The following is a 25,091-nucleotide window of genomic DNA, read 5'->3' as shown; positions in this document are numbered from 1 at the left end:
GGGGTTTGTATCAAGGCCCTTACACGGCTTGACCAAAGCCAAATAATTCGCAGCCTGTCGTTTGTTATGTTGGCCTTCTCGATTCGAATGACGAACGAGAGGGCTAACCTTCTTGCGTGGGTAATGGAATGTTGCAACGTCTGTTCTGGAAACTGCTTCCCAAACCTCAAAGGGTGTTTTTGCTGGGACGTTTGTCAGTGGTGGATCGCCAGGCGGTGAACAAATCGTTGTCTGGGGTGACGGCACTTCCGCCTGCTTTCGAACGACACAACTGCGTGTTTATCCATGTGCCCAAATGCGCCGGCAGCAGTGTCTGTTCGGCGTTGCTCGATGGGCGCTGGCCAGGGCATTTGCCTTATTACTGGTATCAGCAACAATTCCCCGAACATTGCCAACGCAGTTTCAAATTTGCCTTTGTGCGTGATCCGCTGGAGCGCGCCTACTCGGCCTACACCTACTTGCGCAGCAACCACATGGGCCCCCGCGACCTGCAGGCACAGGCACTGGTGTCCAGCTACCGCGACTTTGACCAATTTGTCGCCCACTGGCTGTGCCCGGAAAACCTGCGCCGCCAGCTGCACTTTGCTCCCCAGACCGACTTCCTGGTCGATCACATGGGGCAAATGGCCATGGATTTCCTGGGTCGCCAAGAGTCCCTGGAGCAAGACTTCCAGCAGCTGTGCGAGCGCCTCGGCGTAACGTCTTCGCTGCCCCATCTCAATGTTTCACTCGGGCGGCGCAGCGAGCCGGTCAGGGACTTCTGCACCCTGCGTACGCGGCGCCTGGTCCGGCGTGCCTATCAACGTGACTACGAGGTCCTGGGTTATGAATAGTCCGTCGCTCTCCCGTGGCTCTGCCTCCATTCGCCCCTTTGCCTTGTCGTTGTCGGCCGCCGCGCGCGCCGCGCTCAAGCACCAGCAGCCTTGCTGCCTGTGGCTGACAGGGTTGTCCGGGGCCGGCAAGTCGACCCTGGCCAATGCCCTGGAAGTGCAGCTCAATGAGCAAGGCCGGCATACCTTTGTGCTCGATGGCGACAACTTGCGCACGGGGTTGTGCAACGACTTGGGCATGAGCGATGCGGCGCGCAAGGAAAACATCCGGCGCATTGGCGAAGTGGCGCGACTGATGGTTGACGCGGGATTGATCGTAATCGTCTCGGCGATTTCTCCGTTCAGCGCCGATCGTGCGACTGCCAAGGCACTGTTCGGCCCGGGGCAGTTTTTCGAGGTCTACATCAGCACGCCGTTTGACGTGTGCGCGCGGCGCGATCCCAAGGGGTTATACCGTGCGGCGCTGGATGGGCGCATCAAGGCCTTCACCGGGCTGGACAGCCCTTACGAAGCGCCGCTTGCAGCCGACTGCGAAGTCAACACCGATGAGGTCGAATTGGCCGACGCGGTGGACCATATCCTGGCCGCTTTGTTTAAAAAATGAGCAGATGTCGCCTGTGATGCCTCCCGGATAAAGCTCTCGAACTAGGCGGCGCTCACCCTGTGCTAATATCGCGCCCCTGTTCATTTTGTATGTGGGTTGCTCCATGAAGTTGTCCATGCCGCGATTCGATCAAGCCCCTGTCTTGGTGGTCGGCGATGTCATGCTCGACCGTTACTGGCATGGCGGTACCTCACGGATTTCCCCTGAGGCGCCGGTACCGGTAGTCAAGGTCGAGCAAATCGAAGACCGCCCAGGCGGCGCTGCCAACGTTGCCCTTAATATTGCCGCCCTCGGCGCCCCGGCCTCCCTGGTGGGCGTGACCGGTGACGACGAAGCCGCCGACAGCCTGGCCAACAGCCTGCGCGGTGCTGGCGTGCGCGCGCTGTTCCAGCGCATCGCCCATCAGCCGACCATCGTCAAGCTGCGGGTCATGAGCCGTCACCAGCAATTGCTGCGTATTGATTTCGAAGAACCCTTCGCCACCGACGCCCTGGCCCTCAGTGGCCAGGTTGACGAGCTGCTCGAAGGCATCAAGGTGCTGGTGTTGTCGGACTACGGCAAAGGCGCCTTGAAGAACCACCAGGTATTGATCCAGGCCGCCAAGGCCAAAGGCATCCCGGTGCTGGCCGATCCCAAGGGCAAGGACTTTTCGATTTATCGTGGAGCCAGCCTGATCACGCCGAATCTCAGCGAGTTCGAAGCCATCGTCGGTGGTTGCGCCGACGAGCACGACCTGGTGACCAAGGGCGCAGCGCTGATGGCCGACCTCGACCTGGGCGCCTTGCTGGTGACCCGTGGCGAGCACGGCATGACCTTGCTGCGTCCGGGCCACCCGGCGATGCACCTGCCGGCGCGAGCGCGTGAAGTGTTCGACGTCACCGGCGCCGGCGACACCGTGATTTCCACCCTGGCCGCCTCGATTGCGGCCGGTGAAGAGCTACCGCATGCGGTGGCCCTGGCCAACCTGGCCGCGGGCATCGTGGTGGGCAAGTTGGGTACTGCTGCCATCAGCGCACCTGAATTGCGCCGTGCGATCCAGCGCTCCGAAGGCTCGGAGCGCGGCGTGCTGAGCATCGAGCAATTGCTGCTGGCGATTGACGATGCCCGTGCCCACGGCGAAAGCATTGTGTTCACCAACGGCTGCTTCGACATCTTGCACGCCGGTCATGTGACGTACCTTGAGCAGGCGAGCGCTCAAGGCGATCGCCTGATCGTTGCGGTCAACGACGACGCTTCGGTCAGCCGCCTGAAAGGCCCGGGGCGCCCGATCAACAGTGTCGACCGGCGCATGGCGGTGCTGGCAGGTCTGGGCGCAGTGGACTGGGTGATCAGCTTCCCTGAAGCGACCCCGGAAAACCTGCTGGCCCAGGTCAAGCCGGACGTGCTGGTCAAGGGTGGCGACTACTCCGTCGACCAGGTCGTGGGGGCGGATATCGTCAGCGCCTACGGCGGCACGGTCAAAGTGCTGGGCCTGGTTGAGAACAGCTCGACTACGGCTATCGTCGAGAAGATCCGCAACAATGAGTAAACGGGTACTGATCACCGGTGGTGCAGGCTTTATCGGCTCGCACCTGGTCGATGGGCTGCTCGCTAAAGGCTACAGCGTGCGGGTGCTGGATAACCTCTCCACCGGCAAGCGCAGCAACCTGCCGTTGGACGATCCGCGCGTCGAACTGCTGGAAGGTAATGTGGCCGATGCCGAGCTGGTGGCGCGTGCCGCTGTCGGCGCGGCAGCGGTGGTGCACCTGGCGGCGGTGGCCTCGGTGCAGGCATCGGTGGATGATCCGGTCAGCACGCACCAGAGCAACTTCGTCGGCACCTTGAATGTCTGCGAAGCCATGCGCAAGGCTGGCGTCAAGCGTGTGGTGTATGCCTCCAGCGCTGCCGTCTACGGCAACAATGGCGAGGGTGCTTCGATTGATGAAGAAACCACCAAGGCGCCGTTGACGCCTTATGCGTCCGACAAATTGGCCGGTGAGTATTACTTCGACTTCTACCGCCGCCAGCATGGCCTGGAGCCGGTGGTCTTCCGCTTCTTCAATATCTTCGGGCCGCGGCAGGATCCGTCATCGCCGTATTCGGGCGTGATCAGTATCTTCAGCGAACGCGTCCAGCAGGGCGTGCCGATTGCCGTGTTTGGCGATGGCGAGCAAACCCGTGACTTCATGTACGTGGAAGACCTGGTAGACGTGTTGGTTCAGGCCATTGAAGCGCCCGCCGCACCTGTGGGCGCAATCAACGTGGGCTGGAACCGCACCACCACCCTCAAGCAAGTGCTGCAAGCCCTGGAAGAAATTGTCGGCACGTTGCCGGCAGTGACTTACGGGCCGGCGCGTTCTGGGGATATCCGGCATTCGCGGGCGAACAACCAGCGGTTGTTGGCGAGCTTCACACTGCCAGAGCCTACACCGTTGAAGGTCGGTCTTGAGCGCTTGCTCAAAGGCTGAACGCAATCAATTGTGGGAGCTGGATTGGATATCCATGCAATTTTCAAAGTGGAAGTGCGTAGCAGCTGTCGAGCCCTGGCGAGGCTGCGTTTGCGGCCTGTCTGACACACCGCTGACGCAGCCTCGCCAGGGCTCGACAGCTGCTACGCAGGCTCAAGATGTGTAGCTATCAATACTCATCACAGGTCTGCCAGCTCCCACATTGGGTTCGCGTTAAGCCTTGGCTTTTTTCTTCGGCACGATTTTGCGCAGCACCCGCTTTGCCAGGCGCTTCAATTTCGATTCTTTCTCCGGCACCGCGAGCCCTTGCTGGCGCAGCCAATCCTTCCAGCGAATCCGCTCCTCACGCACCACCCAGCCTTCCTGCTGGGCGAAGCTTTCTGCGAGGTACAAACCCCGCGTGCTCGCTGGATACAGCTGGTCCTTCTTGACGGTGTACAGCTCGGCCAGGGGTTGGCCGTCTTTGAGGGGCATCAGGTACAGGTCTGGCCGCTGGCGGTCCAGGCGCGCGACCAGTTGATCACCTTCCAGGCGCTCGTCCACATGGAACAGGCTCAGGGATTTGGCTTCCTTGGGCACTTCCAGGCGCAGGTCGTAAATCAATTGCAGCGATGCGGTGGGCAAGTGCACGTAGGCGCGCGGGCGCTCGATCAACTGGGTTGTGGCACAACGCACCGGGCGGGCAGCACCGGACAAGGGGCTCAGGCGAAACGGCAGCGCTTCGCGGTAATGCAGCGCGGCGGAGTAGGGCGCCGGCAGCCAGGTGTCATTGAAGCGCCCGCTGAGCCAACCCTCCGGCGTCTCCAGCAGGCACTCTTCAGCAATTTCCTGGATGGCAGTGTGCAGCGGCAGGTTCAGTTCATGGGCGGGCACGTAGCCGGAAATCAGCTTGAGCACCACATCGCCACGGTCCTGCCGGCGTTGGCGTACCAGCACCCAGTAATCGCGGTTCTGCCAATGCAGGGTCAGGCGTACCGAAACCCCCAGGTTGGCCAGTTCCAGGGCGAAGCGCTCGGGGTCTGCCACCTCCACCGGCTTGCGCCGCTGCAGGGTCTGGGCAAAGTTGAGCGGCATGCCGACGCTCTGGTAGCTCAGGCCTTCGGGGGTGGCTTCGACGTGCAGCGGCAGTGTTTTGAAGTTGCTGGGGTTTTTTCTTATGAGCGTACGCGGCATGTCGGCTCCTTCTTGCGACGGGGTCGGCCGCGTCGGCGGCATCAGAGTTGACGAATGACTTGGGCAGCGGTCGCCACGTTATGGGCCAGGTGCAGCGGATTAATGGTCCCGACAATAGCACTGGCGACGCCGGTTTGCGCAAACAACAACGTGAAACTGGCGCGAATTGGATCCACTCCAGGCGCAAGGCAAACGTGACCACTGGCCAGGGCTTTTTTCACCAGGATGCCCTTGCCGTGTGCCGCCGCATACTCAATGACGGCTTTCTCGGCCTGTTCGTTCAAATTGTAGGTGACCATCGCGCAATCGCCCTGTTCCAGAGCCTTCACACCGCCTTCGACGGTTTTGCCGGAAAACCCGAAACCGCGAATCTTGCCTTCCTTTTTCAGCTCGGCCAGGGTTTGGTAGACCTCGCAGTCGTTGAGGATATGCAGGTCGTTGCCGTCGGAATGCACCAGCACCAGGTCGATAAAATCAGTTTCAAGGCGTTTCAGGCTGCGTTCGATCGACATCCGGGTATGAGCCGCGCTGAAGTCGTGGCTGGACGCGCCATTCTCGAATTCTTCACCGACCTTGCTGACAATCACCCAGTCCTTGCGCTGATCCCGCAGCAGCGGCCCCAGGCGTTCTTCACTCATGCCATAAGCCGGTGCGGTATCGATCAGGTTGATGCCCAGTTCACGGGCCTGACGCAACAGCATACGGGCCTCGTCGTCACCGGGAATCTGGAAACCGCTGGGGTATTTCACCCCTTGATCGCGACCCAGCTTGACGGTGCCCAGGCCCAGCGGCGAGACCAGCAGGCCGGTGCTGCCCAAGGGGCGATGCAGGTCATGCAGGGTTGGCAGGCTCATGGCAACAGTTGCTCCCAGGCAGGTACACCGATGGCGGGTTTGGGCAGGACGGGCAGTGGCTCGCTGGCGCTTGGGCGGATGCCATCACGCTCCAGGCTGTCGATCACCCGATCAGCGAAGTCAGGCGCCAACGCCAGCTTGGTCGGCCAGCCCACTAACAGGCGGCCTTGCTCGGCGATGAAGGCGTTGTCGGGGCGGGATAAGCCTGATTGCAATGGTTCGGCACGGTCGACGCGCAGGGTGGCCCATTGGGTCTGGCTCATGTCGATCCAAGGCAACAGCTGGGCAAGCTCTTTCTGCGCGGTGGCGATCTGTTCTTGCGGGGTGCGCGCCACGCCATCGGCTTCGGCAATGTCGCCGCCCATGTACCATACCCAACTGCCATCGGCCGCCGGGTGAGTGGTGACGGTGATGCGCGGCTTGGTCCCGCCGCCCAGGCAGTGGGCGTACAACGGCTTCAGGCCGGGCCCTTTGGCGATGATCATGTGCAATGGACGCTTTTGCATGGCTGGCTGGCTGAGGGCCAGCGCGGTCAGCAAATCTGCCGTGCCGGCGCCGGCGCTCAACACGATGCGCTGGGCGCGAATCGCGCGACCGTCGACCTTCAAACCCACCAGCGCGTCGCCTTCCAGCAACGGTTCAATCTGTTGCCCGGCGAGCAACCCGTCGCCGGCCAATTGTGCCAGGCGTTCGATCAGGCTCGGTACATCCACCACCAGTTCGGCCAAGCGATAGACCTTGCCTTTGAAACGGCGGTCTTGCAGGGCGGGTGGCAGGTCATCGCCCTTGACCTGGTCGACACGGCCGCGCACGGCCTTGCTGGCGAAGAAACTGGTGAGGTTGCCAGCGAGCGTGCCGGGGGACCACAGGTAATGGGCCTCGGACAGCAAGCGTACGCCGGACAAATCCAGCTCACCGTTACCTGCCAGCGCTTCACGCCAGCGGCGCGGCATATCGGCAATCGCTTCGGAAGCGCCGGTAAGGGCACCGTGCAGGGCGTATTTCGCACCGCCGTGAATGATCCCCTGGGACTTCACGCTTTGCCCGCCACCCAGGGTGGCGCTTTCCACGACCACCGTGGAAAAGCCCTGGCGGCGCAGGCGCGCATTCAGCCAGAGGCCGGCAACCCCGGCGCCGACAATCAGAACGTCGGTGGAAATAACGGATGGCATGGGCGACCTCTCTTCAAAACAAGGCGCCAAGTATACATTCTCAAGGCATGCGCACCGTAGGCGCTGTCGAGCTTCAGTGAGGCTGCGAATTCTGGATTCAGTTAAGTTTCAAGTGAACAATCAGTGCCCGGCGGTTTTCGAGAACAATTGAATGACCACCACGCCCAGTACAATCAGGCCCATTCCCAGCATCGCCGGGATATCCAGCTTTTGCCCATAAATAAACAGCGCCGCGATGCTCACCATCACAATGCCCATCCCGGCCCACACCGCGTAGGCCACGCCGACCGGTACCGTGCGCACCACCAACGTCAGCATCCAGAACGCCACGCCGTAACCGACGATCACCAGCAGCAGGGGAATTGGCGTGCTCCAGCCCTTGATGGCCTTCATCGAAACGGTGGCGATCACTTCCGAGCAGATGGCAATGGCCAAGTAGTAGTAGGCGGCGTTCATGGGTCAATCCTCGGGGTAAAGCAATCAGATAAGGCTGGCATTTTAGAGTTTTATCAGATGGGGTAAAGTCATTACCTATCCGAATTAGAGATGGGTTGAGCCATGAGCGTGCAGTGGGATCTGGAGCAGATGCGTCTGTTTGTCAGCGTCGCCGAGCAGCGTTCGTTTTCGGCGGTGGCGCGTGAGCAGCGCAAGGCCCAATCGGCCGTCAGCAATGCGATTGCCATGCTGGAGGCGGACCTGGGCGTCAGCCTGTTCGAGCGCAGCAGTGGCCGCCAACCGCGGCTGACTGAAGCCGGCAGCGTGTTGCTGGAAGAAGCGCGCGAAGTGCTGCGCCAATGTGAGCGGCTCAATGGTCGGGCGCTGTCATTGACGCGCGGCGAGGAGGCTTGTCTTCGCCTGGCCCAGGATGAAGCCATGTTGTTCCAGCCAGTCCTCGACAGCCTTGAGGCGTTGGCGGGGCGCTACCCGCTGCTGGAAGTGCAACTGTCCAGCGCCGCTCAGGGCGATGTCGCGCGCAAGCTGGTGGAGCGCAAGGCGGATCTGGGCCTGTTGTTCTATCACGACCAGATCCCCGAAGCGCTCGAGCGGCGAGTAGTCGGCAGCGTAGAGATGGTCACGGTATGCGGTGTCAATCACCCGCTGGCCAAGGAAAAGTACGTGGATTGCCAGCGCCTGGCGCAATTTCGCCAACTGCTGATGTCGACCCAGACCAGCGTTTACCCTGGCAGTGAAGCCGCCAGCCCGCTGGTGTGGCGCGCGGACAGTTTCTATGTGCTGGCCGAATGGCTGATGAGTGGCCTGGGCTGGGCCTGGCTGCCTCGGCATATCGTGCAGTACCCGACGTATCAGCAACAAATGGTCGAATTGGACAGCGAATGGACGCCGCCGGCCCTGGTGGTGGAACTGGTCTGGCGCCGCGACGAACACCTGGGTCCCGCCGCGCGCTTCCTGGCCAAACGTTTTGCTGAGTGCTTGCAGGCGATCGACTGAAAAAGCCGATAAACTCCGCCGCCATGAATAGAACTCTCTACAGCTGTCTGTTTTACCTGGCGCTGCCCTTGGTGGCTTTACGTCTGTGGCTGCGCGCGCGCAAGGCGCCGGCCTATTCCAAACGCGTCGGCGAGCGCTTTTCCTTTGGCTTGCCGGTGATGCAACCGGGCGGGATCTGGGTGCATGCGGTGTCGGTGGGCGAAAGCATCGCGGCTGCGCCAATGGTTCGGGGGTTGCTTGCGCGTTATCCAGCGCTGCCCATCACCGTCACCTGCATGACGCCTACCGGGTCTGAGCGCATCCAGGCGTTGTTCGCCAATGAGTCGCGCATTCAGCACTGCTATTTGCCGTATGACTTGCCGTGCGCGGCCAAGCGTTTCCTTGATCGCGTGCAGCCGAAACTCGCGGTGATCATGGAAACCGAGCTGTGGCCCAACCATATCCACGCCTGCGCCCAGCGCGGGATTCCGGTGGCGTTGGCGAATGCGCGGCTGTCGGCGCGCTCGGCCAAGGGGTATGCACGTTTCGCCAAGCTGACGGCGCCGATGCTGTCTGAGCTGAGCCTGTTCGCCGTACAGACGCACACCGAAGCCCAGCGCTTCCTGAGCCTGGGAGCTCGTGCGGAAACCGTCGAAGTCACCGGCTCGATCAAGTTCGACCTGACCATCGACCCCCAGTTACCGGTGCGTGCTGCTGCATTGCGCGAACAATGGGGCGCCAGCGAGCGTCCTGTGTGGATCGCCGCCAGCACCCATGAAGGTGAAGATGAGGTGGTGTTGGCTGCCCATCGCCAACTGCTCGACAGCTATCCCAACGCGTTGCTGATTCTGGTGCCGCGCCACCAGGAACGCTTCGGACCGATGTTCGAACTGTGCGAACAGCAAGGCTTTTCCACTGTGCGCCGTTCCAGTGGCGAGTCCGTCACTGCGGGCACTTCGGTTCTGCTCGGCGACACCATGGGCGAGCTGCTGTTTCTTTACGCGTTGGCCGACAGCGCGTTTGTTGGCGGCAGCCTGGTGGCGACCGGTGGGCACAATCCTTTGGAGCCGGCAGCGTTGGCCAAACCCGTGATCATGGGGCCGCACGTGTTCAACTTCCTCGAAATCACCGCAATGATGCGTGAAGCCGGGGCGCTGCGAGAGGTGGATGACGCCGAAGGATTGGCCGAAGCCGTGCGCCAGTTGTTCGAACTGCCGCAAGATGCACGCAAGATGTCCCAGGCTGGCCTCAAGGTGATGCAGGCCAACCAGGGCGCGCTCAAGCGTTTGCTGGACGGTTTGGACAAACTGCTTACCCGCTGACAACACCAATCAAATGTGGGAGCGGGCTTGCTCGCGAATGCGGTGTATCAGCACCAGATGTACTGGCTGACACACCGCATTCGCGAGCAAGCCCGCTCCCACAATTAGTTATACGGTGTGTTTAATAGCCGGGGCGAGCCTTCAACTGTTCGGCCGCGGCCTTGGCCAAATCCGGTGGCAGGAAGTCCTTGTCCGGGTTGTAGTCAACCTTGAGGTAGCGCGCCAGGTCCTGCAGATCCCCTGGGTTCAAGGTGCCCGCTGCCTGCTTCAAACGCAGGTTGTCGAGGATGTAGTCGTAGCGGCTGTTGTTGTAGTTACGCACCGAGGCGTAGAGCTGGCGCTGTGAATCCAGTACGTCAACGATATTGCGCGTCCCCACCTGATAGCCGATTTCCGTGGCTTCTACCGCGCTCTGGTTGGAGATGATCGACTGGCGGCGCGCCTGTACCTGTTCCACATCAGTGTTTACCGCACGGTGCAGGTTGCGCGTATTTTCCACCACCTGGCGGCGCAGGCCTTCGCGTTGCTGCTCGGTCTGGCCCAGGCGCGAGTAGGATTCACGCACCTGCGAGCTGGTCAGGCCGCCGCTGTAGATCGGGATGGTCAACTGCAAGCCGATGGTCCGGCGCGAGGCGTCGCCGTGATAGTCCGGGCCGAAAGCGTTGGGATTGCTGGCGCCGAGGGCATCGTTGTCACCCTTTTGGTACTGCGCCACCGCATCAAGGGTTGGAGCATGCCCGGCCTTGCGTTGCTTGAGGGTCTCTTCGGCGGCGGTGACGGCGTAGTTGCTGGCGAGGAGGTTAAGGTTCTGGCGACCTGCCGTTTCGACCCAGCTTTTGGCGTCGTTCGGTGCCGGCGGCAGCACTGGCAACGTGTGGACAATGCCCTGGATCGAGTTGTACTGACGGTTTGTCAGGGTAATCAACGCTTCGAAAGCATCATCCACCTGGCGCTGGGCGACAATGCGATTGGCGCGCGCCGTGTCATAGCTGGCCTGCGATTGCAGTACGTCAGTTTTATCCGACAGACCGACGTCGAAACGTTCGTTGGATTGGTCCAGTTGGCGTTTGAACGCAGCTTCTTCTGCTTTGGTCGTCGCCAGATTGTCCTGGGCTCGCAGCACGCTGAAGTAGCTTTCGGCGCTTTGCAGGATCAGGTTCTGTTCGGTGGCCGAGAGTTGCAGCGCTGCCTGTTCGTTGACGGCTTCAGCGGCTTGCAATTGAAACCAGCGGTCGGCACGAAATATCGGTTGGCTCAAGGTCGCGCGCCAGGAATGAGCGTCACGGTCAATCTTGGCGGCGGGCTGATCAAATTCATTGCGCACACTATTGGAATCGGCGCCAGCCGACAGGTTAGGCAGCAGCCCGGCGCGGGCCTGGGGCACCACTTCCTTCTGTGCGCCATATTGAGCGCGGGCGGCGGCCAAGTCGGCGTTGTTGTCTACAGCTTCCTGGTAGACGCTGACCAAGTCGGTTTTGGTCGACAGGGGCGCTTCAGCTGCCCAGACCATTCCGTTGGTTGCACAAGACACGGCGAGCGCCAGTGAAAGTTTGCGCAGCATGGGCAATCCCTAGATTGAATATTACGATTATAATTTGGTGCTCAAGGCTAAGACGAGTAATCCATAGCGTCAAGCCTTGAGGCAGTTGCCGAGTGTAGTGGCGCTGCCATTGCACAACAATCCTGTAATTGCGCCATTCATCACGCTGAATGCTCGGGTGTTGGCAATTTGCCCACGGCATGGTCTAGACTGGCCGCGTTCTTGTCGGGGTGCCTTGTTGGAAGGCTGAGATCGGTAAATACCGGATCCCGTTGAACCTGATCAGGTTAGCGCCTGCGTAGGGAACAAGATTTCTCGTCACCCGGCGAGTCCTCTTGTGCTTCGTCCGGGATGTTGTTCGACAATCGAACAGCGCTCGTGCGCCAAGCACAGCACTGGTTTCAGTGCGTCCATCCGTCACAGGTTCGCTCCGACAAAAATCCACCGCCTGGATAAGTTGGAGAGCCCGTGATGAGCACAGAAATAAAAAGTACAAAACTGAAAAACACCGTGTACCTGAGTGAATCGGCCAAGGTCGACTCCGGCTCCGTGCAGCCGTTTACCCGCTCGCAAAAAATCTACGTGCAGGGCACTCGCCCAGACATCCGCGTGCCGATGCGCGAAATCAGCCTGGACGTGACCCCCACCGATTTCGGCGGTGAAATCAACGCCCCCGTCGTCGTCTACGACACCTCCGGCCCCTACACCGACCCCAATGTGATCATTGATGTGCGCAAAGGCCTGGGCGATGTACGTTCGCCGTGGATCGAAGTGCGTGGCGATACCGAGCGCCTGCCCGGCCTGAGCTCGCACTTCGGCCAACAGCGTTTGAGTGATGCCGAGTTGACCGCGCTGCGCTTCGCCCACGTTAAGAACCCGCGCCGCGCCAAGGCCGGCGCCAACGTCACGCAGATGCACTACGCGCGCAAAGGCATCATCACTGCCGAGATGGAATACGTTGCCATCCGCGAAAACATGAAGCTTGAAGAAGCCCGCGCCAGTGGCCTGCTGGACCAGCAACACGCCGGCCACAGCTTTGGCGCCAGCGTACCGAAGATCATCACCCCGGAATTCGTGCGCGAAGAAATCGCCCGTGGCCGTGCAATCATCCCGGCCAACATCAACCACACCGAACTGGAACCGATGATCATCGGCCGTAACTTCCTGGTGAAGATCAACGGCAACATCGGCAACAGCGCCCTGGGTTCGTCCATCGAAGAAGAAGTGGCGAAACTGACTTGGGGCATTCGCTGGGGCTCGGACACCGTGATGGACTTGTCCACTGGCAAGCACATCCACGAAACCCGCGAGTGGATCATCCGCAACTCGCCGGTGCCGATCGGTACCGTGCCGATTTACCAGGCGCTGGAAAAAGTTGGCGGCGCCGCTGAAGACCTGACCTGGGAGCTGTTCCGCGACACGCTGATCGAGCAGGCCGAGCAGGGCGTCGATTACTTCACCATCCACGCCGGCGTGCTGCTGCGCTACGTGCCGCTGACCGCCAAGCGTGTCACCGGCATTGTGTCCCGTGGCGGCTCGATCATGGCCAAGTGGTGCCTGGCGCACCACAAAGAGAACTTCACCTACACGCATTTCGACGAAATCTGCGAAATCATGAAGGCCTATGACGTCAGCTTCTCCCTTGGCGATGGCCTGCGGCCCGGTTCGATTGCCGACGCCAACGACGCCGCGCAGTTCGGCGAGCTGGAAACCCTCGGCGAACTGACCAAGACCGCCTGGAAGCACGACGTGCAGACCATGATCGAAGGCCCCGGCCACGTGCCGATGCAGTTGATCAAGGAAAACATGGACAAGCAGCTCGAGTGCTGCGACGAAGCACCGTTCTACACACTCGGCCCGCTGACCACGGACATTGCGCCGGGTTATGACCACATCACCTCCGGCATCGGTGCGGCGATGATCGGTTGGTTCGGTTGCGCGATGCTCTGCTACGTCACGCCCAAGGAACACCTGGGTTTGCCAAACAAGGATGACGTGAAGACCGGGATCATCACCTACAAGATCGCTGCGCACGCGGCTGACCTTGCAAAAGGCCATCCAGGCGCGCAAATCCGCGATAACGCCTTGAGCAAGGCGCGCTTCGAGTTCCGCTGGGAAGACCAGTTCAACCTTGGCCTGGACCCGGACACTGCGCGTTCGTATCACGATGAAACCCTGCCGAAGGATTCGGCCAAGGTCGCGCATTTCTGCTCGATGTGCGGGCCGAAGTTCTGCTCGATGAAAATCACTCAGGAAGTGCGTGAGTACGCGGCCAACCAGCGCATTGAAGCGGTGGATGTCGATGTAGCCAAGGGCTTGGCGGAACAGGCGGAGCGGTTCAAGCAGGAAGGGAGTCAGCTGTACAAGAAGGTCTGATCCAGAGGTGGCGGTGACTGTGTCGCCGCCATCGCGGGCAAGCCCGGCTCCCACATTTAACCGAGTGGTGCACATATCTTGTGTTCACAGCAGGTCCCCTGTGGGAGTCGGGCTTGCCCGCGATAGCGATCTCCCAAACAACAAATGTTCTTCAGAGATAACACCCTTGAGCATTCAACCCAGCACCTACTCCCCGGACATCGCGGTCCCCGCTGACAAACGCGTCTTCGGCGCCCGCGACCTGTTCTCCCTCTGGTTCTCCCTCGGCATCGGCCTGATGGTCCTGCAAACCGGCGCACTGCTCGCGCCGGGCCTGGGCTTGTCCGGCTCTTTGCTGGCAATCTTCCTCGGCACCCTGGTCGGTGTGCTGTTGTTGGCCGCCGTTGGCGTGATCGGCAGTGACACCGGCCTGTCCGCCATGGCCGCCCTCAAGCTCAGCCTCGGCACCAAAGGCGCGAGCCTGCCGGCGCTGCTCAACTTGTTACAACTGATTGGCTGGGGCTCGTTCGAAATCATCGTGATGCGCGACGCTGCCAGCCTGTTGGGTACGCGGGCGTTCAGCGACGGCAGCCTGCTGGCCAGCCCGTTACTGTGGACCCTGTTTTTCGGCGGCTTGGCGACCCTGCTGGCCGTCAGCGGCCCACTGACCTTCGTGCGCCAGATTCTGCGCAAATGGGGCATCTGGCTGCTGCTCGCCGCCTGCCTGTGGCTGACCTGGAACCTGTTCGCCAAAGCCGACCTCGCTGCGCTATGGGCGCGGGCCGGTGACGGGTCTATGCCGTTTGCGGTGGGTTTTGATATTGCTATCGCCATGCCGCTGTCGTGGCTGCCGCTGATCGCCGATTACTCACGCTTCGGCAAACGCGCAAAAAGCGTGTTCGGTGGCACTGCGCTTGGATTCTTTATCGGTAATTTCTGGCTGATGAGCCTGGGCGTGGCGTACACCCTGGCATTTGCGCCGAGCGGTGAAGTGAATGCGCTATTGCTGGCGTTGGCCGGGGCTGGCCTGGGCATTCCGCTTTTATTGATTCTGTTGGATGAATCGGAAAACGCCTTTGCCGATATTCACTCGGCGGCAGTCTCCAGCGGGATATTGTTGCGCTTGAAGATCGAGCACCTGGCGTTGGCCATTGGCGTTATCTGCACCCTGATCGCCTGCTTTGCACCGTTGGCTCAGTACCAGAATTTCCTGCTATTGATCGGCTCGGTGTTTGCGCCGCTGTTTGGCGTGGTGCTGGTGGATCACTTTATCCTGCGCCGCCGCGGCCAAGGCGCAATCGCCAACCTGCGCTGGCCGGCGTTATTGGCCTGGCTGGGTGGCATCGCGACTTACCACCTGCTGGCCAATCTGTATCCGGACATCGGCGCGACCCTGCCGGCACTGGTGCTGGCAGGGCTGTTGCAGTGGATCCTGGGTCGGATCTTCAGCGGCGCGCGGGCACCAGCTCAGGCCTGAGGATGCCGTCCAGGCGCGAGTAGGGGATCTGCAGCTCGACATGGCCCAAGGCATAGGGGGCGATCGTGGTGGTCGGGTACTTGAGGATCACACCACCATAGGTCAGCGCCACGTTCGGGGTTTTCTGGAAGGGGTAGGTTTTCACAAACTCCGGCTCCAGGCTCAGGCGGGTGCTGATCAGCCAGCTGTTGTGGGCCACCTGGGCGGCTTTCCAGAACGCGTCTTCCTTGCCGGGCAGCAGCATGTCGGTCAGGGTCAGCGCCTTTTGCTGCTGGCGCGAATAGTTGATGAACGCACGGCCTGGTTCGCCGTGGGTAGCACCTTGGTCCAGGTAGCTGGACAGCTCGATGATCACCAGACCGTCATGCTGCTCCCGTACCTTGGCCTGCAAATACATGCTATTGCGCGGTGCAGCGGTGCGCAGGAACTGCTCGCTGTACGACGCAAGGCTCGTCGGCAGTGGGTCGGCTTGTGTCATTTCCAGCAGGCGCTGTTCGATCAAGGCATCCAGCTTGGGTTCTTTGGCAAAATGCACGGTGTCGATATTCACCAGCGGGCAATCGGTGCTGGCGCAGCCCGGCTTGCTTTGCTCGGTGGCGTCGCGGGTGGCTTCCAGCGGCGCGCGATAGCTCGGTTGGAACAGGCTTTGGCAGGCACCCAGGGTCAATGCGATGCAGGCCACGGAGGCGATTTTTAAAAGCGACATGTAGGGTCTTCGTCCGTCGATAAGAGCGAAATTGTGCAGCTTCGACTACCGGCAAGGCAGTCAGTTCGCCACTAAGCTGATTAGAGTGAGTTTGACGCTCGCCGTCTATCCCGGCAACTGGAAAGGGGCTGCACCAACCGGCGTGAGCGCGTTAGGATGGCGCGAATTGCACAGGCTAACGAGGAAGGATATGACGGACATTGCGAAATCGACGCCGAGCAAGATTGAAATTGTTCAGCGCGACAATGCTTTCAAGGGCTTCTATCAGCTCGACCGCCTGCAGCTGCGTCACGAGAAATTCGATGGCGGCATGAGCCGGGTGATCAACCGCGAGGTCTTTGTGCGTCATGATGCCGTGTGCGTATTGCCCTACGACCCGCAGCGCGATGAAGTGGTGTTGAACGAACAGTTTCGCGTCGGCGCCATGGGCCGTACCGACAACCCCTGGCTGATCGAAATGGTCGCCGGCCTCATCGACAAGGACGAGGAACCGGAGGAGGTTGCACACCGCGAAGCCGAAGAGGAAGCTGGGCTGACGTTCTCTGCGTTGTGGCCGATCACCAAATATTTCCCTTCGCCCGGCGGCAGTACTGAATATGTGCACTTGTACCTGGGCCGTTGCGACAGCACCGGTGTAGGTGGCGTCCATGGACTGGAAGAAGAAGCTGAAGATATCCGCGTCACCGTATGGGCTTTCGAAGATGCCCTACAAGCGGTGCGTGACGGCAAAATTTCCAACGCAGCCAGCATCATCGCCCTGCAATGGCTTGCGCTTAATCGCGCGGAAGTGAGGGGGTTATGGCAGTAAAGGCACGGGAACGTTATCGAGTCGACCTGATCGGGCTGCAAGCCGCCTGCGAGGCCAACTATGCGCGGCTGATGCGCCTGCTCCCCGACATGCGCCACGCCCCCGAGGCGCGGCGCATCGGTGTGACCCATGGCGACCAGATGCTTGGCGTGCTGGCCCTGGAAGTCATCGTCAACTGCCCGTACACCACCACCCTGCGCGTGCGCCAGGAACACAGCCTGCCATGGCTGCCGGTGCCGCAGCTGGAAGTGCAGGTCTACCACGATGCGCGCATGGCCGAAGTGATCAGCGCCGAACATGCGCGACGCTTTCGCAGCATCTATCCTTACCCCAACGTGTTCATGCACCAGCCCGATGAGAAAGCACAGCTCAATGTGTTCCTCGGTGAATGGTTGAGCCACTGCCTGGCCCTGGGCCATGAGTTCGAAGCTGTGCGGTAGATGTGAACTGCGTCTGCTTCATGGGTTTCCTCTTTGTGTCCTGCCCCAGCATAATCACGCCAAACGTCCATTCCTGTGATTGCCTTGGGAGAGCGCCTTGCCGAGCGTATCCACTGTGAGTCCTGATGCGCCAGCCTTGCTGGTGCAACTGTCCGACAGCCATTTGTTTGCCGAGACCGATGGCACGCTGCTGGGCATGAACACCCGTGAAAGCCTGCAACGGGTGATCGAGCTGGTGCACACGCAGCAGCCGCGGATTGATTTGGTGTTGGCCACGGGGGATTTGTCCCAGGACGGCACATTGGCGTCGTACCAGCAATTTCGTGACATGACCGCGCCCATCGGTGCCCCGGCCCGCTGGATCCCCGGTAATCACGATGAGCCGCAGATCATGGCCGACGCCGCCATGCACAGCGACTTGCTGGAGCCGGTGGTCGATGTCGGCAACTGGCGCGTCACCTTGCTGGACTCGGCTGTACCCGGTTCGGTACCGGGCTACCTGCAAGACCAGCAACTGCAATTGCTCGCCCAGGCCCTGAGCGAAGCACCGAGCCGGCATCATCTGGTGTGCTTTCACCATCATCCGGTGCCCATCGGTTGCGCCTGGATGGAGCCCATTGGCCTGCGCAATCCCGATGCTTTATTTGCCGTGCTCGACCGTTTTCCACAGGTACGGGCGGTGCTCTGGGGCCACGTGCACCAGGAGATCGACCGCGAGCGCAACGGCGTGCGGCTGTTGGCGTCGCCGTCCACTTGCATTCAGTTCGCGCCGGGCAGCGAGGATTTCAAGGTCAGCGAGCAGGCGCCGGGGTATCGCTGGCTACGCTTGCATGCCGACGGACGGTTGGAGACCGGCGTGGAGCGGGTCAAGGATTTCGCATTTACCGTGGACTACGGCAGCAACGGCTATTAAAAGCTGTAAACGCTGATCAAAAGTGTGGGGGCGGGCTTGCCTGCGATAGCTGCTTGCCAGCCAATACATGCAGGACTGATCCACCGCCATCGCGGGCAAGTCGGCTCCCACATTGGTTCTGCAGCGGCTGGACGATAGGGGACTCACACACCACCCCGATCCCTGTAAACTGCGCCTCTTTGGCCACGTCACGGAGAGCCCGGCATGTCCGCTTCGATCCTGTATATCCACGGCTTCAACAGCGCGCCGGCGTCCAACAAGGCCAGCCAGTTGATCACCGTGATGGATACCCTCGGCCTGGCTGACCAACTGCGCGTGCCGGCGCTGCATCACCATCCTCGTCAGGCGATTCCTCAGTTGGAAGCCGCTATCGCTGAACTGGGGCGGCCACTGCTGGTCGGCAGCTCACTCGGCGGCTACTATGCAACCCATCTTGCCGAACGCCATGGCCTCAAGGCGCTGCTGGTGAACCCAGCGGTCAGCCCCCATCGGATGTTCGACGGTTATTTGGGCACCCAAAAGAACCTCTACACCGACGAGACCTGGGAACTGACCCACGACCACGTGACGGCACTGGCCGAGCTGGAAGTCCCGGCGCCCCAGGACGCCGCGCGTTATCAGGTGTGGTTGCAGACCGGGGACGAAACCCTGGACTATCGCCTCGCCCAACAGTATTACCGGGCCTGTGCCTTGCGCATCCAGGCCGGTGGCGACCATGGTTACCAAGGGTTCGCCCAGCAATTACCGGCGCTGCTGAGCTTTGCCGGGATTGGCGCAGATCAGTATCAATCCTTCGACTTTGCAGCACTGTAAAGTCGCAGGTCATTTTTTAATCGAACGACTCACGACGAGACCCCATGGCCACTCCCAGCGCTAGCTCTTATAACGCCGACGCCATCGAAGTCCTCTCGGGCCTCGACCCGGTGCGCAAACGCCCCGGCATGTACACCGACACCAGTCGGCCGAACCACCTTGCCCAGGAAGTCATCGACAACAGCGTCGACGAAGCCTTGGCCGGGCACGCCAAGTCGGTGCACGTCATTCTCCACGCTGACCACTCCCTGGAAGTGTCCGACGATGGTCGTGGCATGCCAGTGGACATTCACCCTGAAGAAGGCGTGTCGGGCGTCGAGCTGATCCTCACCAAGCTGCACGCTGGCGGCAAGTTCTCCAACAAGAACTACCAGTTCTCCGGTGGCCTGCACGGTGTGGGTATTTCGGTGGTCAACGCCCTGTCGAACCACGTCCGGGTCAAGGTCAAGCGCGACGGCAACGAGTACGAGATGACCTTCGCCGATGGCTACAAAGCCACCGACCTGCAGGTGATCGGCACCGTTGGCAAGCGCAACACTGGCACCAGCGTGTACTTCGCGCCGGACCCGAAATACTTTGATTCGCCGAAATTTTCCATCAGCCGCCTCAAGCACGTACTTAAAGCCAAGGCTGTTCTTTGCCCAGGCCTGCTGGTGACCTTTGAAGACAAGGGCACCGGCGAGAAGGTCGAGTGGCACTACGAAGACGGCCTGCGCTCCTACCTGGAAGATTCCGTCAGCGATTTTGAGCGCCTGCCTAACGAGCCGTTCTGCGGCAGCCTGGCCGGTAATAAAGAAGCCGTCGACTGGGCGCTGCTGTGGCTGCCGGAAGGTGGCGACAGCGTGCAGGAAAGCTACGTCAACCTGATCCCGACGGCCCAGGGCGGTACCCACGTCAACGGTTTGCGCCAGGGCCTGCTGGATGCCATGCGTGAATTCTGCGAGTACCGCAGCCTGCTGCCACGCGGCGTGAAGCTGGCGCCGGAAGACGTGTGGGAGCGCATTGCGTTCGTACTGTCGATGAAGATGCAGGAGCCGCAATTCTCCGGCCAGACCAAAGAGCGCCTGTCGTCCCGTGAAGCGGCAGCGTTTGTCTCCGGTGTGGTCAAGGATGCGTTCAGCCTGTGGCTCAACGAGCACCCTGAGCTGGGCCTGGCGCTGGCGGAACTGGCGATCAACAACGCCGGCCGTCGTCTCAAGGCCAGTAAAAAGGTCGAGCGCAAGCGCATCACGGCGGGCCCGGCACTGCCGGGCAAGCTGGCCGATTGCGCGGGGCAGGACCCGATGCGCTCCGAGCTGTTCCTGGTGGAAGGTGACTCCGCCGGTGGTTCCGCCAAGCAAGCGCGGGACAAGGAGTTCCAGGCGATCCTGCCGTTGCGCGGCAAGATCCTCAACACCTGGGAAGTCGATGGCAGCGAAGTCCTGGCCAGCCAGGAAGTGCATAACATCGCCGTGGCCATCGGTGTCGACCCGGGCGCGGCCGATATCAGCCAGCTGCGCTACGGCAAGATCTGCATCCTCGCCGACGCCGACTCCGACGGCTTGCACATCGCCACGTTGCTGTGTGCACTGTTCGTCCAGCACTTCCGCCCATTGGTGGATGCCGGCCACGTCTACGTCGCCATGCCGCCGCTGTACCGTATCGACTTGGGCAAGGAAATTTACTACGCCCTGGACGAAGCCGAGCGCGATGGCATCCTCGACCGCCTAGTGGCCGAGAAGAAGCGCGGCAAGCCGCAGGTCACGCGATTCAAAGGCCTGGGTGAAATGAACCCACCGCAACTGCGCGAAACCACCATGGACCCGAACACTCGGCGCCTGGTGCAGTTGACCCTGGAAGACTACGCCGCCACGTCGGAAATGATGGACATGCTGCTGGCGAAGAAGCGCGCGCCGGACCGCAAGTCCTGGCTAGAATCCAAAGGCAACCTGGCCGAGGTGCTGGGCTGATGCGCACAGGTTTCGCCCTGGCGATCCTGATGTTGAGCGGGTTGGCGGCCACCGAGGTGGTCGCCGCGCCCGTTGCAGAGCTCAAGCTTCTCTCCGAACACCCCGTGGACGGCATGCGTGGCGGTAACCTGTCGGGCCTGGCCGTATGCGGTCACGAGCTGTGGACGGTTTCCGACCGCGATGACGACCAGATCTATCGCCTGGATATCAGCGCACCGACCTGGCAAGCCGAGGTTGTGAAGATCGACGTGCCGCCGGTGCCGGAATCCGGGCTGCCGTGGGGGTTGCGTTCGCGCACCAAGGCCGCCTCGTTCATTCGTGGCGGCGACCTGGATTTTGAAGGCATTGCCTGCGATGCCGTGGGTAATCGTTACATTGTCAGTGAGGCCCATGCGGCGGTGCTGCAAGTGCCAGTGACGGGCGCGCCTGAGTGGTTGAAGATCGCGCCGGGCATGGTGCGTGAAGCGCGGGCCAGCGGCATGTTGTTGCACTTTAATGCGTTATTCGAGGGGCTGGCGATCAATCCCGAGGGCAATCAGATTTGGCTGGCAGCCGAGCGTGAAAGACGCGGCCTGATTTCGATCAAGCGTCCGCAAAGCTTATGGGACTGTGACGGCCCCTGCGTATTGTTGAGCGAGGCCGGCCAGGAGGTACAACCGGCGCAGTTCCCTAACGCCAAGGCGGTGTCCAAGGATTTCGCCGACCTGGCGCTGTTCAACGGCAAGCTGTTCACACTGGAGCGCAATGCGTTCCAGATTTGCCGGCGCGATGCGGTCACGGCCAAGGTCGAGCTGTGCTGGTCGTTTGCCGACGAGACCCTGACGCCTGAGCGGCGTTATCCCCAGCCTTACGGCCTGGCTGAAGCCCTGGTGGTGGACGCAGAAGGTGCCTGGCTGGGCATCGACAACAATTTCGGCCCGCGTGCCGATGGTGAAAAGCGCCCCGTGGTCTATCGTTTCGCCGCCCCTGCCGGTGGTTGGAGCGCCCAGCCATGAACCGCTGTTTTTTTGAATTGACCCGGCGCAGCGGCAATTCCGCTGCGCCTTACCCGACAATGATGAGGCCCGCATGAGTGACATCCTCGCAGACAGCTTAGACGGCGTAGAACGCCGGTCGCTGGCTGACTTCACCGAAAATGCCTACCTCAACTACTCCATGTACGTGATCATGGACCGTGCCTTGCCGCATATCGGCGACGGCCTGAAGCCCGTCCAACGGCGCATCATCTACGCCATGAGTGAGTTGGGCCTGGATGCCGATTCCAAGCACAAGAAGTCGGCGCGTACCGTCGGTGACGTGCTCGGTAAGTTCCACCCCCACGGCGATTCGGCGTGCTACGAAGCCATGGTGCTGATGGCCCAGCCGTTCAGCTACCGCTACACGCTGGTGGACGGCCAGGGTAACTGGGGTGCGCCGGATGATCCCAAGTCCTTCGCCGCCATGCGATATACCGAAGCGCGCCTGTCGCGATATTCGGAAGTGTTGCTCAGTGAGCTGGGCCAGGGCACTGCGGACTGGGGGCCGAACTTTGACGGTACCCTCGACGAACCCCTGGTGTTGCCGGCACGTTTGCCGAATATCCTGCTCAATGGCACCACCGGTATTGCGGTCGGCATGGCGACCGACGTGCCGCCGCACAACCTGCGCGAAGTCGCCACGGCCTGCGTGCGTTTGCTCGACGAGCCGAAAGCCACGGTCGAGCAGCTCTGCGAGCATATCCAGGGCCCGGACTACCCGACCGAAGCGGAAATCATCACGCCGCGTGCCGACCTGCTGAAGATGTACGAAACCGGCAAAGGCTCGGTACGCATGCGCGCTGTGTACCACATTGAAGACGGCGACATTATTGTCACCGCGCTGCCGCACCAGGTGTCGGGCGCCAAGGTGCTGGAGCAGATCGCCGCGTTGATGCAGGCGAAACCGTCGAAACTGCCGCAGGTTGCCGACCTGCGTGACGAGTCTGACCACGAAAACCCATGCCGCATCGTGATCATCCCGACCAACAGCCGGGTCGACCACGAAGTGCTGATGCAGCACCTGTTCGCCAGCACGGACCTGGAGTCGAGCTATCGGGTCAACGTCAACATCATTGGCCTGGATGGCAAGCCGCAGCTGAAAAACCTGCGCAATCTGCTGGTGGAGTGGCTGGAATTCCGCGTCAACACTGTGCGCCGCCGCTTGCAATTCCGCCTGGATAAGGTCGAGCGCCGCTTGCACCTGTTGGACGGCTTGCTGATCGCCTACCTCAACCTGGATGAAGTGATCCACATCATCCGCACCGCCGAGCACCCGAAAGCCGAGTTGATCGCGCGTTTCGAGCTGAGCGAGATCCAGGCTGACTACATCCTCGACACCCGCTTGCGCCAGTTGGCGCGACTGGAAGAAATGAAGCTGCGCGACGAACAAGACGCGCTGCTCAAGGAACAAGCCAAGCTGCAAGCGCTGCTGGGCAGTGAAGCCAAGCTGAAGAAGCTGGTGCGCAGCGAGCTGATCAAAGACGCCGAAACCTATGGCGACGACCGTCGCTCGCCTATCGTGCAACGCGCCGAAGCGAAGGCTCTGACAGAGACCGAGCTGCTGCCGAACGAGAAAATTACCGTCGTTCTGTCGGAAAAGGGTTGGGTTCGCTCTGCCAAAGGGCATGATATTGATGCCACTGGCCTGTCGTACAAGGCGGGCGACGGGTTCAAGACCGCTGCCGCCGGGCGTTCCAACCAGTTTGCGGTGTTTATCGATTCTACCGGGCGCAGTTATTCGGTGCCGGCCCACACCTTGCCATCCGCTCGGGGGCAGGGCGAGCCGTTGACCGGGCGCCTTACACCGCCGCCCGGAGCGAATTTCGAGTGCGTGCTGCTGCCGGACGACGATGCGCTGTACGTGATTGCGTCAGACGCGGGTTACGGTTTTGTGGTCAAGGGTGAAGACCTGCAGGCCAAGAACAAGGCAGGCAAGGCGCTGCTGAGCCTGCCGAACAACGCCAAGGTGATCCTGCCGCGGCCGGTGGACGACCGCGAGAGCAACTGGCTGGCGTCGGTGACCACCGAAGGGCGTCTGCTGGTGTTCAAGATCAGCGACCTGCCGCAGCTGGGTAAAGGCAAGGGCAACAAGATTATTGGTATCCCCGGCGAGCGGGTTGCCAGCCGCGAAGAGTACGTGACCGACATTGCTGTCATACCAGAAGGCTCCACGCTGGTGCTGCAAGCCGGTAAACGCACCCTGTCGCTGCGCCCTGACGACCTTGAACATTACAAGGGCGAGCGCGGTCGTCGTGGTAACAAATTGCCACGTGGCTTCCAGCGAGTGGATGCTTTATTGGTGGAAACGCCTGTTTAAGGCGGTTTAGAGCCCTCGATCTACGATTTAAAGCGTAGATCGACGCTTTGGCGCTGGAGTCATGGCGCATATTCACGGATGATATGGCCTTTCCAGCGCCGGCGTGGCCGAGCGTGTTTAGGTTATTTTTAGTATTACATTGTGGTTCGCCTTGTGGCAGCCACCTGGATGGGATGATGACTGCTCCACGCCTTCCTTTTATTTTCGTGCTCGCTGGCCTTTTGGGGTTGGCGGGTTGCAGCACACATCAGCCTGTGTCGCTGTACCAGCTGGACAGCGGAAGTCCGGCTCAGCCAGCACAAAGCGCTGGCCTGGCCGTTTTGTTGGGCCCGGTGGTCGTAGCCGACTACCTGCAACGCGAAACCCTGCTGCAACGTCAAAACGACGGCAGCCTGCAAGGTTCTACCGATGGTCGCTGGGCGGGCAGTTTGTCCTCCGACATCAACCAATTGATGCTGCGCCAAGTGGCCGGGCATCTGGATAGCCAGCGTGTTGTACTCGCGCCTGCGCCCACTGGTTTTAGCCCGGATGTGCAAGTGTTGCTGACCATTACCCGGCTTGACTCTGGTACATCGCAACCGGCGATCCTCGATGCGCAATGGCGCTTGATCGACCGTCGTGGCCAGGTGCGCGATAACCGCATCGTGCATCTGCAGGAAGAACACACCGGCACCACTGCGTCCCAGGTCCAGGCCCAGGGCGTGCTGTTGCAGCATCTGGCGCAGCAATTGTCGGTGGCGCTCAAGCCGTTGGCCAATCAGCCGCCGATCGCCGAGGCACCCCGCAAGCAGAACGCCCCGACACAGGCCAAGCCGGCAGAGCCGCAGAAGCCGAAGATGCCGATGGCGGTGCCGATTCGTACAGATATGGAAGTGTTCAGGTTCTGATTTGAATCACGCACAAACAAAAAGGCCCGCTGACTCAGCG

22 protein-coding genes and 1 riboswitch are annotated in these 25,091 nt (G+C 61.1%); of the genes, 16 read left to right on the top strand and 6 right to left on the bottom strand.

Features of this window, described 5'->3' with window-relative positions:
• The first annotated feature begins 128 nt into the window (after positions 1 to 128).
• From BFP95_RS07380 to BFP95_RS07365, 4 genes are all read left to right on the top strand, one after another.
• The gene (locus tag BFP95_RS07380) at positions 129 to 833 is read left to right on the top strand and encodes a sulfotransferase family 2 domain-containing protein (protein ID WP_065875249.1); all 705 of its coding nucleotides are present in this window, start codon (positions 129 to 131) and stop codon (positions 831 to 833) included.
• Positions 826 to 1,434 (top strand): adenylyl-sulfate kinase, encoded by a 609-nt coding sequence (gene cysC / locus BFP95_RS07375; RefSeq protein ID WP_065889117.1) that lies wholly within the window; start codon positions 826 to 828, stop codon positions 1,432 to 1,434. The genes BFP95_RS07380 and cysC overlap by 8 nt, the downstream gene beginning before the upstream one ends.
• Before the next feature lie 103 nt (positions 1,435 to 1,537).
• On the top strand, positions 1,538 to 2,962 hold the full coding sequence (gene hldE, locus BFP95_RS07370; protein WP_065879885.1) for a bifunctional D-glycero-beta-D-manno-heptose-7-phosphate kinase/D-glycero-beta-D-manno-heptose 1-phosphate adenylyltransferase HldE: 1,425 nt from the start codon (positions 1,538 to 1,540) through the stop codon (positions 2,960 to 2,962).
• A complete protein-coding gene (locus tag BFP95_RS07365; protein WP_065909699.1) occupies positions 2,955 to 3,881 on the top strand; it encodes an NAD-dependent epimerase/dehydratase family protein in 927 nt (308 codons plus the stop codon). Before hldE ends, BFP95_RS07365 begins: the two co-directional genes overlap by 8 nt.
• 213 nt (positions 3,882 to 4,094) lie before the next feature.
• Here BFP95_RS07365 and BFP95_RS07360 read toward each other — a convergent pair whose 3' ends face one another.
• From BFP95_RS07360 to BFP95_RS07345, 4 genes are all read right to left on the bottom strand, one after another.
• Positions 4,095 to 5,054 (bottom strand): metal ABC transporter ATPase, encoded by a 960-nt coding sequence (locus tag BFP95_RS07360; RefSeq protein ID WP_065875245.1) that lies wholly within the window; start codon positions 5,052 to 5,054, stop codon positions 4,095 to 4,097.
• Positions 5,055 to 5,095: 41 nt separating this feature from the next.
• The gene (locus tag BFP95_RS07355) at positions 5,096 to 5,908 is read right to left on the bottom strand and encodes an aldo/keto reductase (RefSeq protein WP_065875244.1); all 813 of its coding nucleotides are present in this window, start codon (positions 5,906 to 5,908) and stop codon (positions 5,096 to 5,098) included.
• Positions 5,905 to 7,080 carry an NAD(P)/FAD-dependent oxidoreductase gene (locus tag BFP95_RS07350; RefSeq protein ID WP_065909698.1) on the bottom strand — a complete coding sequence of 392 codons (1,176 nt, stop codon included), beginning with the start codon at positions 7,078 to 7,080 and terminating at the stop codon, positions 5,905 to 5,907. The genes BFP95_RS07355 and BFP95_RS07350 overlap by 4 nt, the downstream gene beginning before the upstream one ends.
• Before the next feature lie 120 nt (positions 7,081 to 7,200).
• Positions 7,201 to 7,536, bottom strand: coding sequence for a DMT family transporter (locus BFP95_RS07345; protein WP_049710328.1), 336 nt, complete (start codon positions 7,534 to 7,536; stop codon positions 7,201 to 7,203).
• Positions 7,537 to 7,638: 102 nt separating this feature from the next.
• Here BFP95_RS07345 and BFP95_RS07340 point away from each other — a divergent pair, with 102 nt between their 5' ends.
• The gene (locus tag BFP95_RS07340; protein WP_049710327.1) at positions 7,639 to 8,529 is read left to right on the top strand and encodes a LysR family transcriptional regulator; all 891 of its coding nucleotides are present in this window, start codon (positions 7,639 to 7,641) and stop codon (positions 8,527 to 8,529) included.
• A 23-nt stretch (positions 8,530 to 8,552) separates the two neighbouring features.
• A complete protein-coding gene (gene waaA, locus BFP95_RS07335; protein ID WP_065909696.1) occupies positions 8,553 to 9,830 on the top strand; it encodes a lipid IV(A) 3-deoxy-D-manno-octulosonic acid transferase in 1,278 nt (425 codons plus the stop codon).
• A 121-nt stretch (positions 9,831 to 9,951) separates the two neighbouring features.
• Here the strand turns inward: waaA and BFP95_RS07330 are convergent, their stop codons facing one another.
• Positions 9,952 to 11,391 (bottom strand): TolC family outer membrane protein, encoded by a 1,440-nt coding sequence (locus tag BFP95_RS07330; RefSeq protein WP_049710325.1) that lies wholly within the window; start codon positions 11,389 to 11,391, stop codon positions 9,952 to 9,954.
• A 195-nt stretch (positions 11,392 to 11,586) separates the two neighbouring features.
• A riboswitch (TPP riboswitch) is annotated at positions 11,587 to 11,692 on the top strand.
• A gap of 149 nt (positions 11,693 to 11,841) precedes the next feature.
• Between BFP95_RS07330 and thiC the strand changes: the two genes are divergently transcribed.
• Together thiC and cytX are read left to right on the top strand one after the other, a co-directional pair.
• On the top strand, positions 11,842 to 13,746 hold the full coding sequence (thiC, locus tag BFP95_RS07325) for a phosphomethylpyrimidine synthase ThiC (protein WP_065909694.1): 1,905 nt from the start codon (positions 11,842 to 11,844) through the stop codon (positions 13,744 to 13,746).
• 166 nt (positions 13,747 to 13,912) lie between these two features.
• Positions 13,913 to 15,202, top strand: a complete 1,290-nt coding sequence (gene cytX, locus BFP95_RS07320; RefSeq protein WP_065889113.1) for a putative hydroxymethylpyrimidine transporter CytX — start codon at positions 13,913 to 13,915, stop codon at positions 15,200 to 15,202.
• Here the strand turns inward: cytX and BFP95_RS07315 are convergent.
• Positions 15,171 to 15,908, bottom strand: coding sequence for an RsiV family protein (locus BFP95_RS07315; protein WP_065889111.1), 738 nt, complete (start codon positions 15,906 to 15,908; stop codon positions 15,171 to 15,173). The two genes, cytX and BFP95_RS07315, sit on opposite strands and share 32 nt — an antisense overlap.
• Positions 15,909 to 16,098: 190 nt before the next feature.
• Between BFP95_RS07315 and BFP95_RS07310 the strand changes: the two genes are divergently transcribed.
• The 8 genes from BFP95_RS07310 to BFP95_RS07275 all read left to right on the top strand — a co-directional run bounded on the left by BFP95_RS07310 (position 16,099) and on the right by BFP95_RS07275 (position 25,051).
• Positions 16,099 to 16,716 (top strand): NUDIX domain-containing protein, encoded by a 618-nt coding sequence (locus BFP95_RS07310; protein ID WP_065889109.1) that lies wholly within the window; start codon positions 16,099 to 16,101, stop codon positions 16,714 to 16,716.
• Entirely contained in the window at positions 16,707 to 17,156 is a 450-nt protein-coding gene (locus tag BFP95_RS07305; RefSeq protein ID WP_012721893.1) for a DUF1249 domain-containing protein, read from the top strand. The genes BFP95_RS07310 and BFP95_RS07305 overlap by 10 nt, the downstream gene beginning before the upstream one ends.
• A gap of 97 nt (positions 17,157 to 17,253) precedes the next feature.
• The gene (gene cpdA, locus BFP95_RS07300) at positions 17,254 to 18,069 is read left to right on the top strand and encodes a 3',5'-cyclic-AMP phosphodiesterase (RefSeq protein WP_065874375.1); all 816 of its coding nucleotides are present in this window, start codon (positions 17,254 to 17,256) and stop codon (positions 18,067 to 18,069) included.
• Between the two features lie 204 nt (positions 18,070 to 18,273).
• Positions 18,274 to 18,882: a YqiA/YcfP family alpha/beta fold hydrolase gene (locus tag BFP95_RS07295; RefSeq protein ID WP_065879899.1), complete on the top strand. Its 609-nt coding sequence runs from the start codon at positions 18,274 to 18,276 to the stop codon at positions 18,880 to 18,882.
• A gap of 44 nt (positions 18,883 to 18,926) precedes the next feature.
• Positions 18,927 to 20,831, top strand: coding sequence for a DNA topoisomerase IV subunit B (parE, locus tag BFP95_RS07290; RefSeq protein WP_049710318.1), 1,905 nt, complete (start codon positions 18,927 to 18,929; stop codon positions 20,829 to 20,831).
• On the top strand, positions 20,831 to 21,826 hold the full coding sequence (locus BFP95_RS07285) for an esterase-like activity of phytase family protein (protein WP_065874373.1): 996 nt from the start codon (positions 20,831 to 20,833) through the stop codon (positions 21,824 to 21,826). Before parE ends, BFP95_RS07285 begins: the two co-directional genes overlap by 1 nt.
• A 73-nt stretch (positions 21,827 to 21,899) precedes the next feature.
• Entirely contained in the window at positions 21,900 to 24,164 is a 2,265-nt protein-coding gene (gene parC / locus BFP95_RS07280) for a DNA topoisomerase IV subunit A (protein WP_065879901.1), read from the top strand.
• Positions 24,165 to 24,340: 176 nt separating this feature from the next.
• Positions 24,341 to 25,051 (top strand): PqiC family protein, encoded by a 711-nt coding sequence (locus BFP95_RS07275; protein WP_065874371.1) that lies wholly within the window; start codon positions 24,341 to 24,343, stop codon positions 25,049 to 25,051.
• Positions 25,052 to 25,091 lie beyond the last annotated feature (40 nt).

Origin of the sequence: Pseudomonas sp. 58 R 12 (assembly GCF_900005865.1) — a bacterium.
GTDB lineage: Bacteria > Pseudomonadota > Gammaproteobacteria > Pseudomonadales > Pseudomonadaceae > Aquipseudomonas > Aquipseudomonas tritici.
The sequence above is the reverse complement of the archived record's forward strand: the minus strand, read 5'-3'. Positions and strand labels throughout refer to the sequence as shown.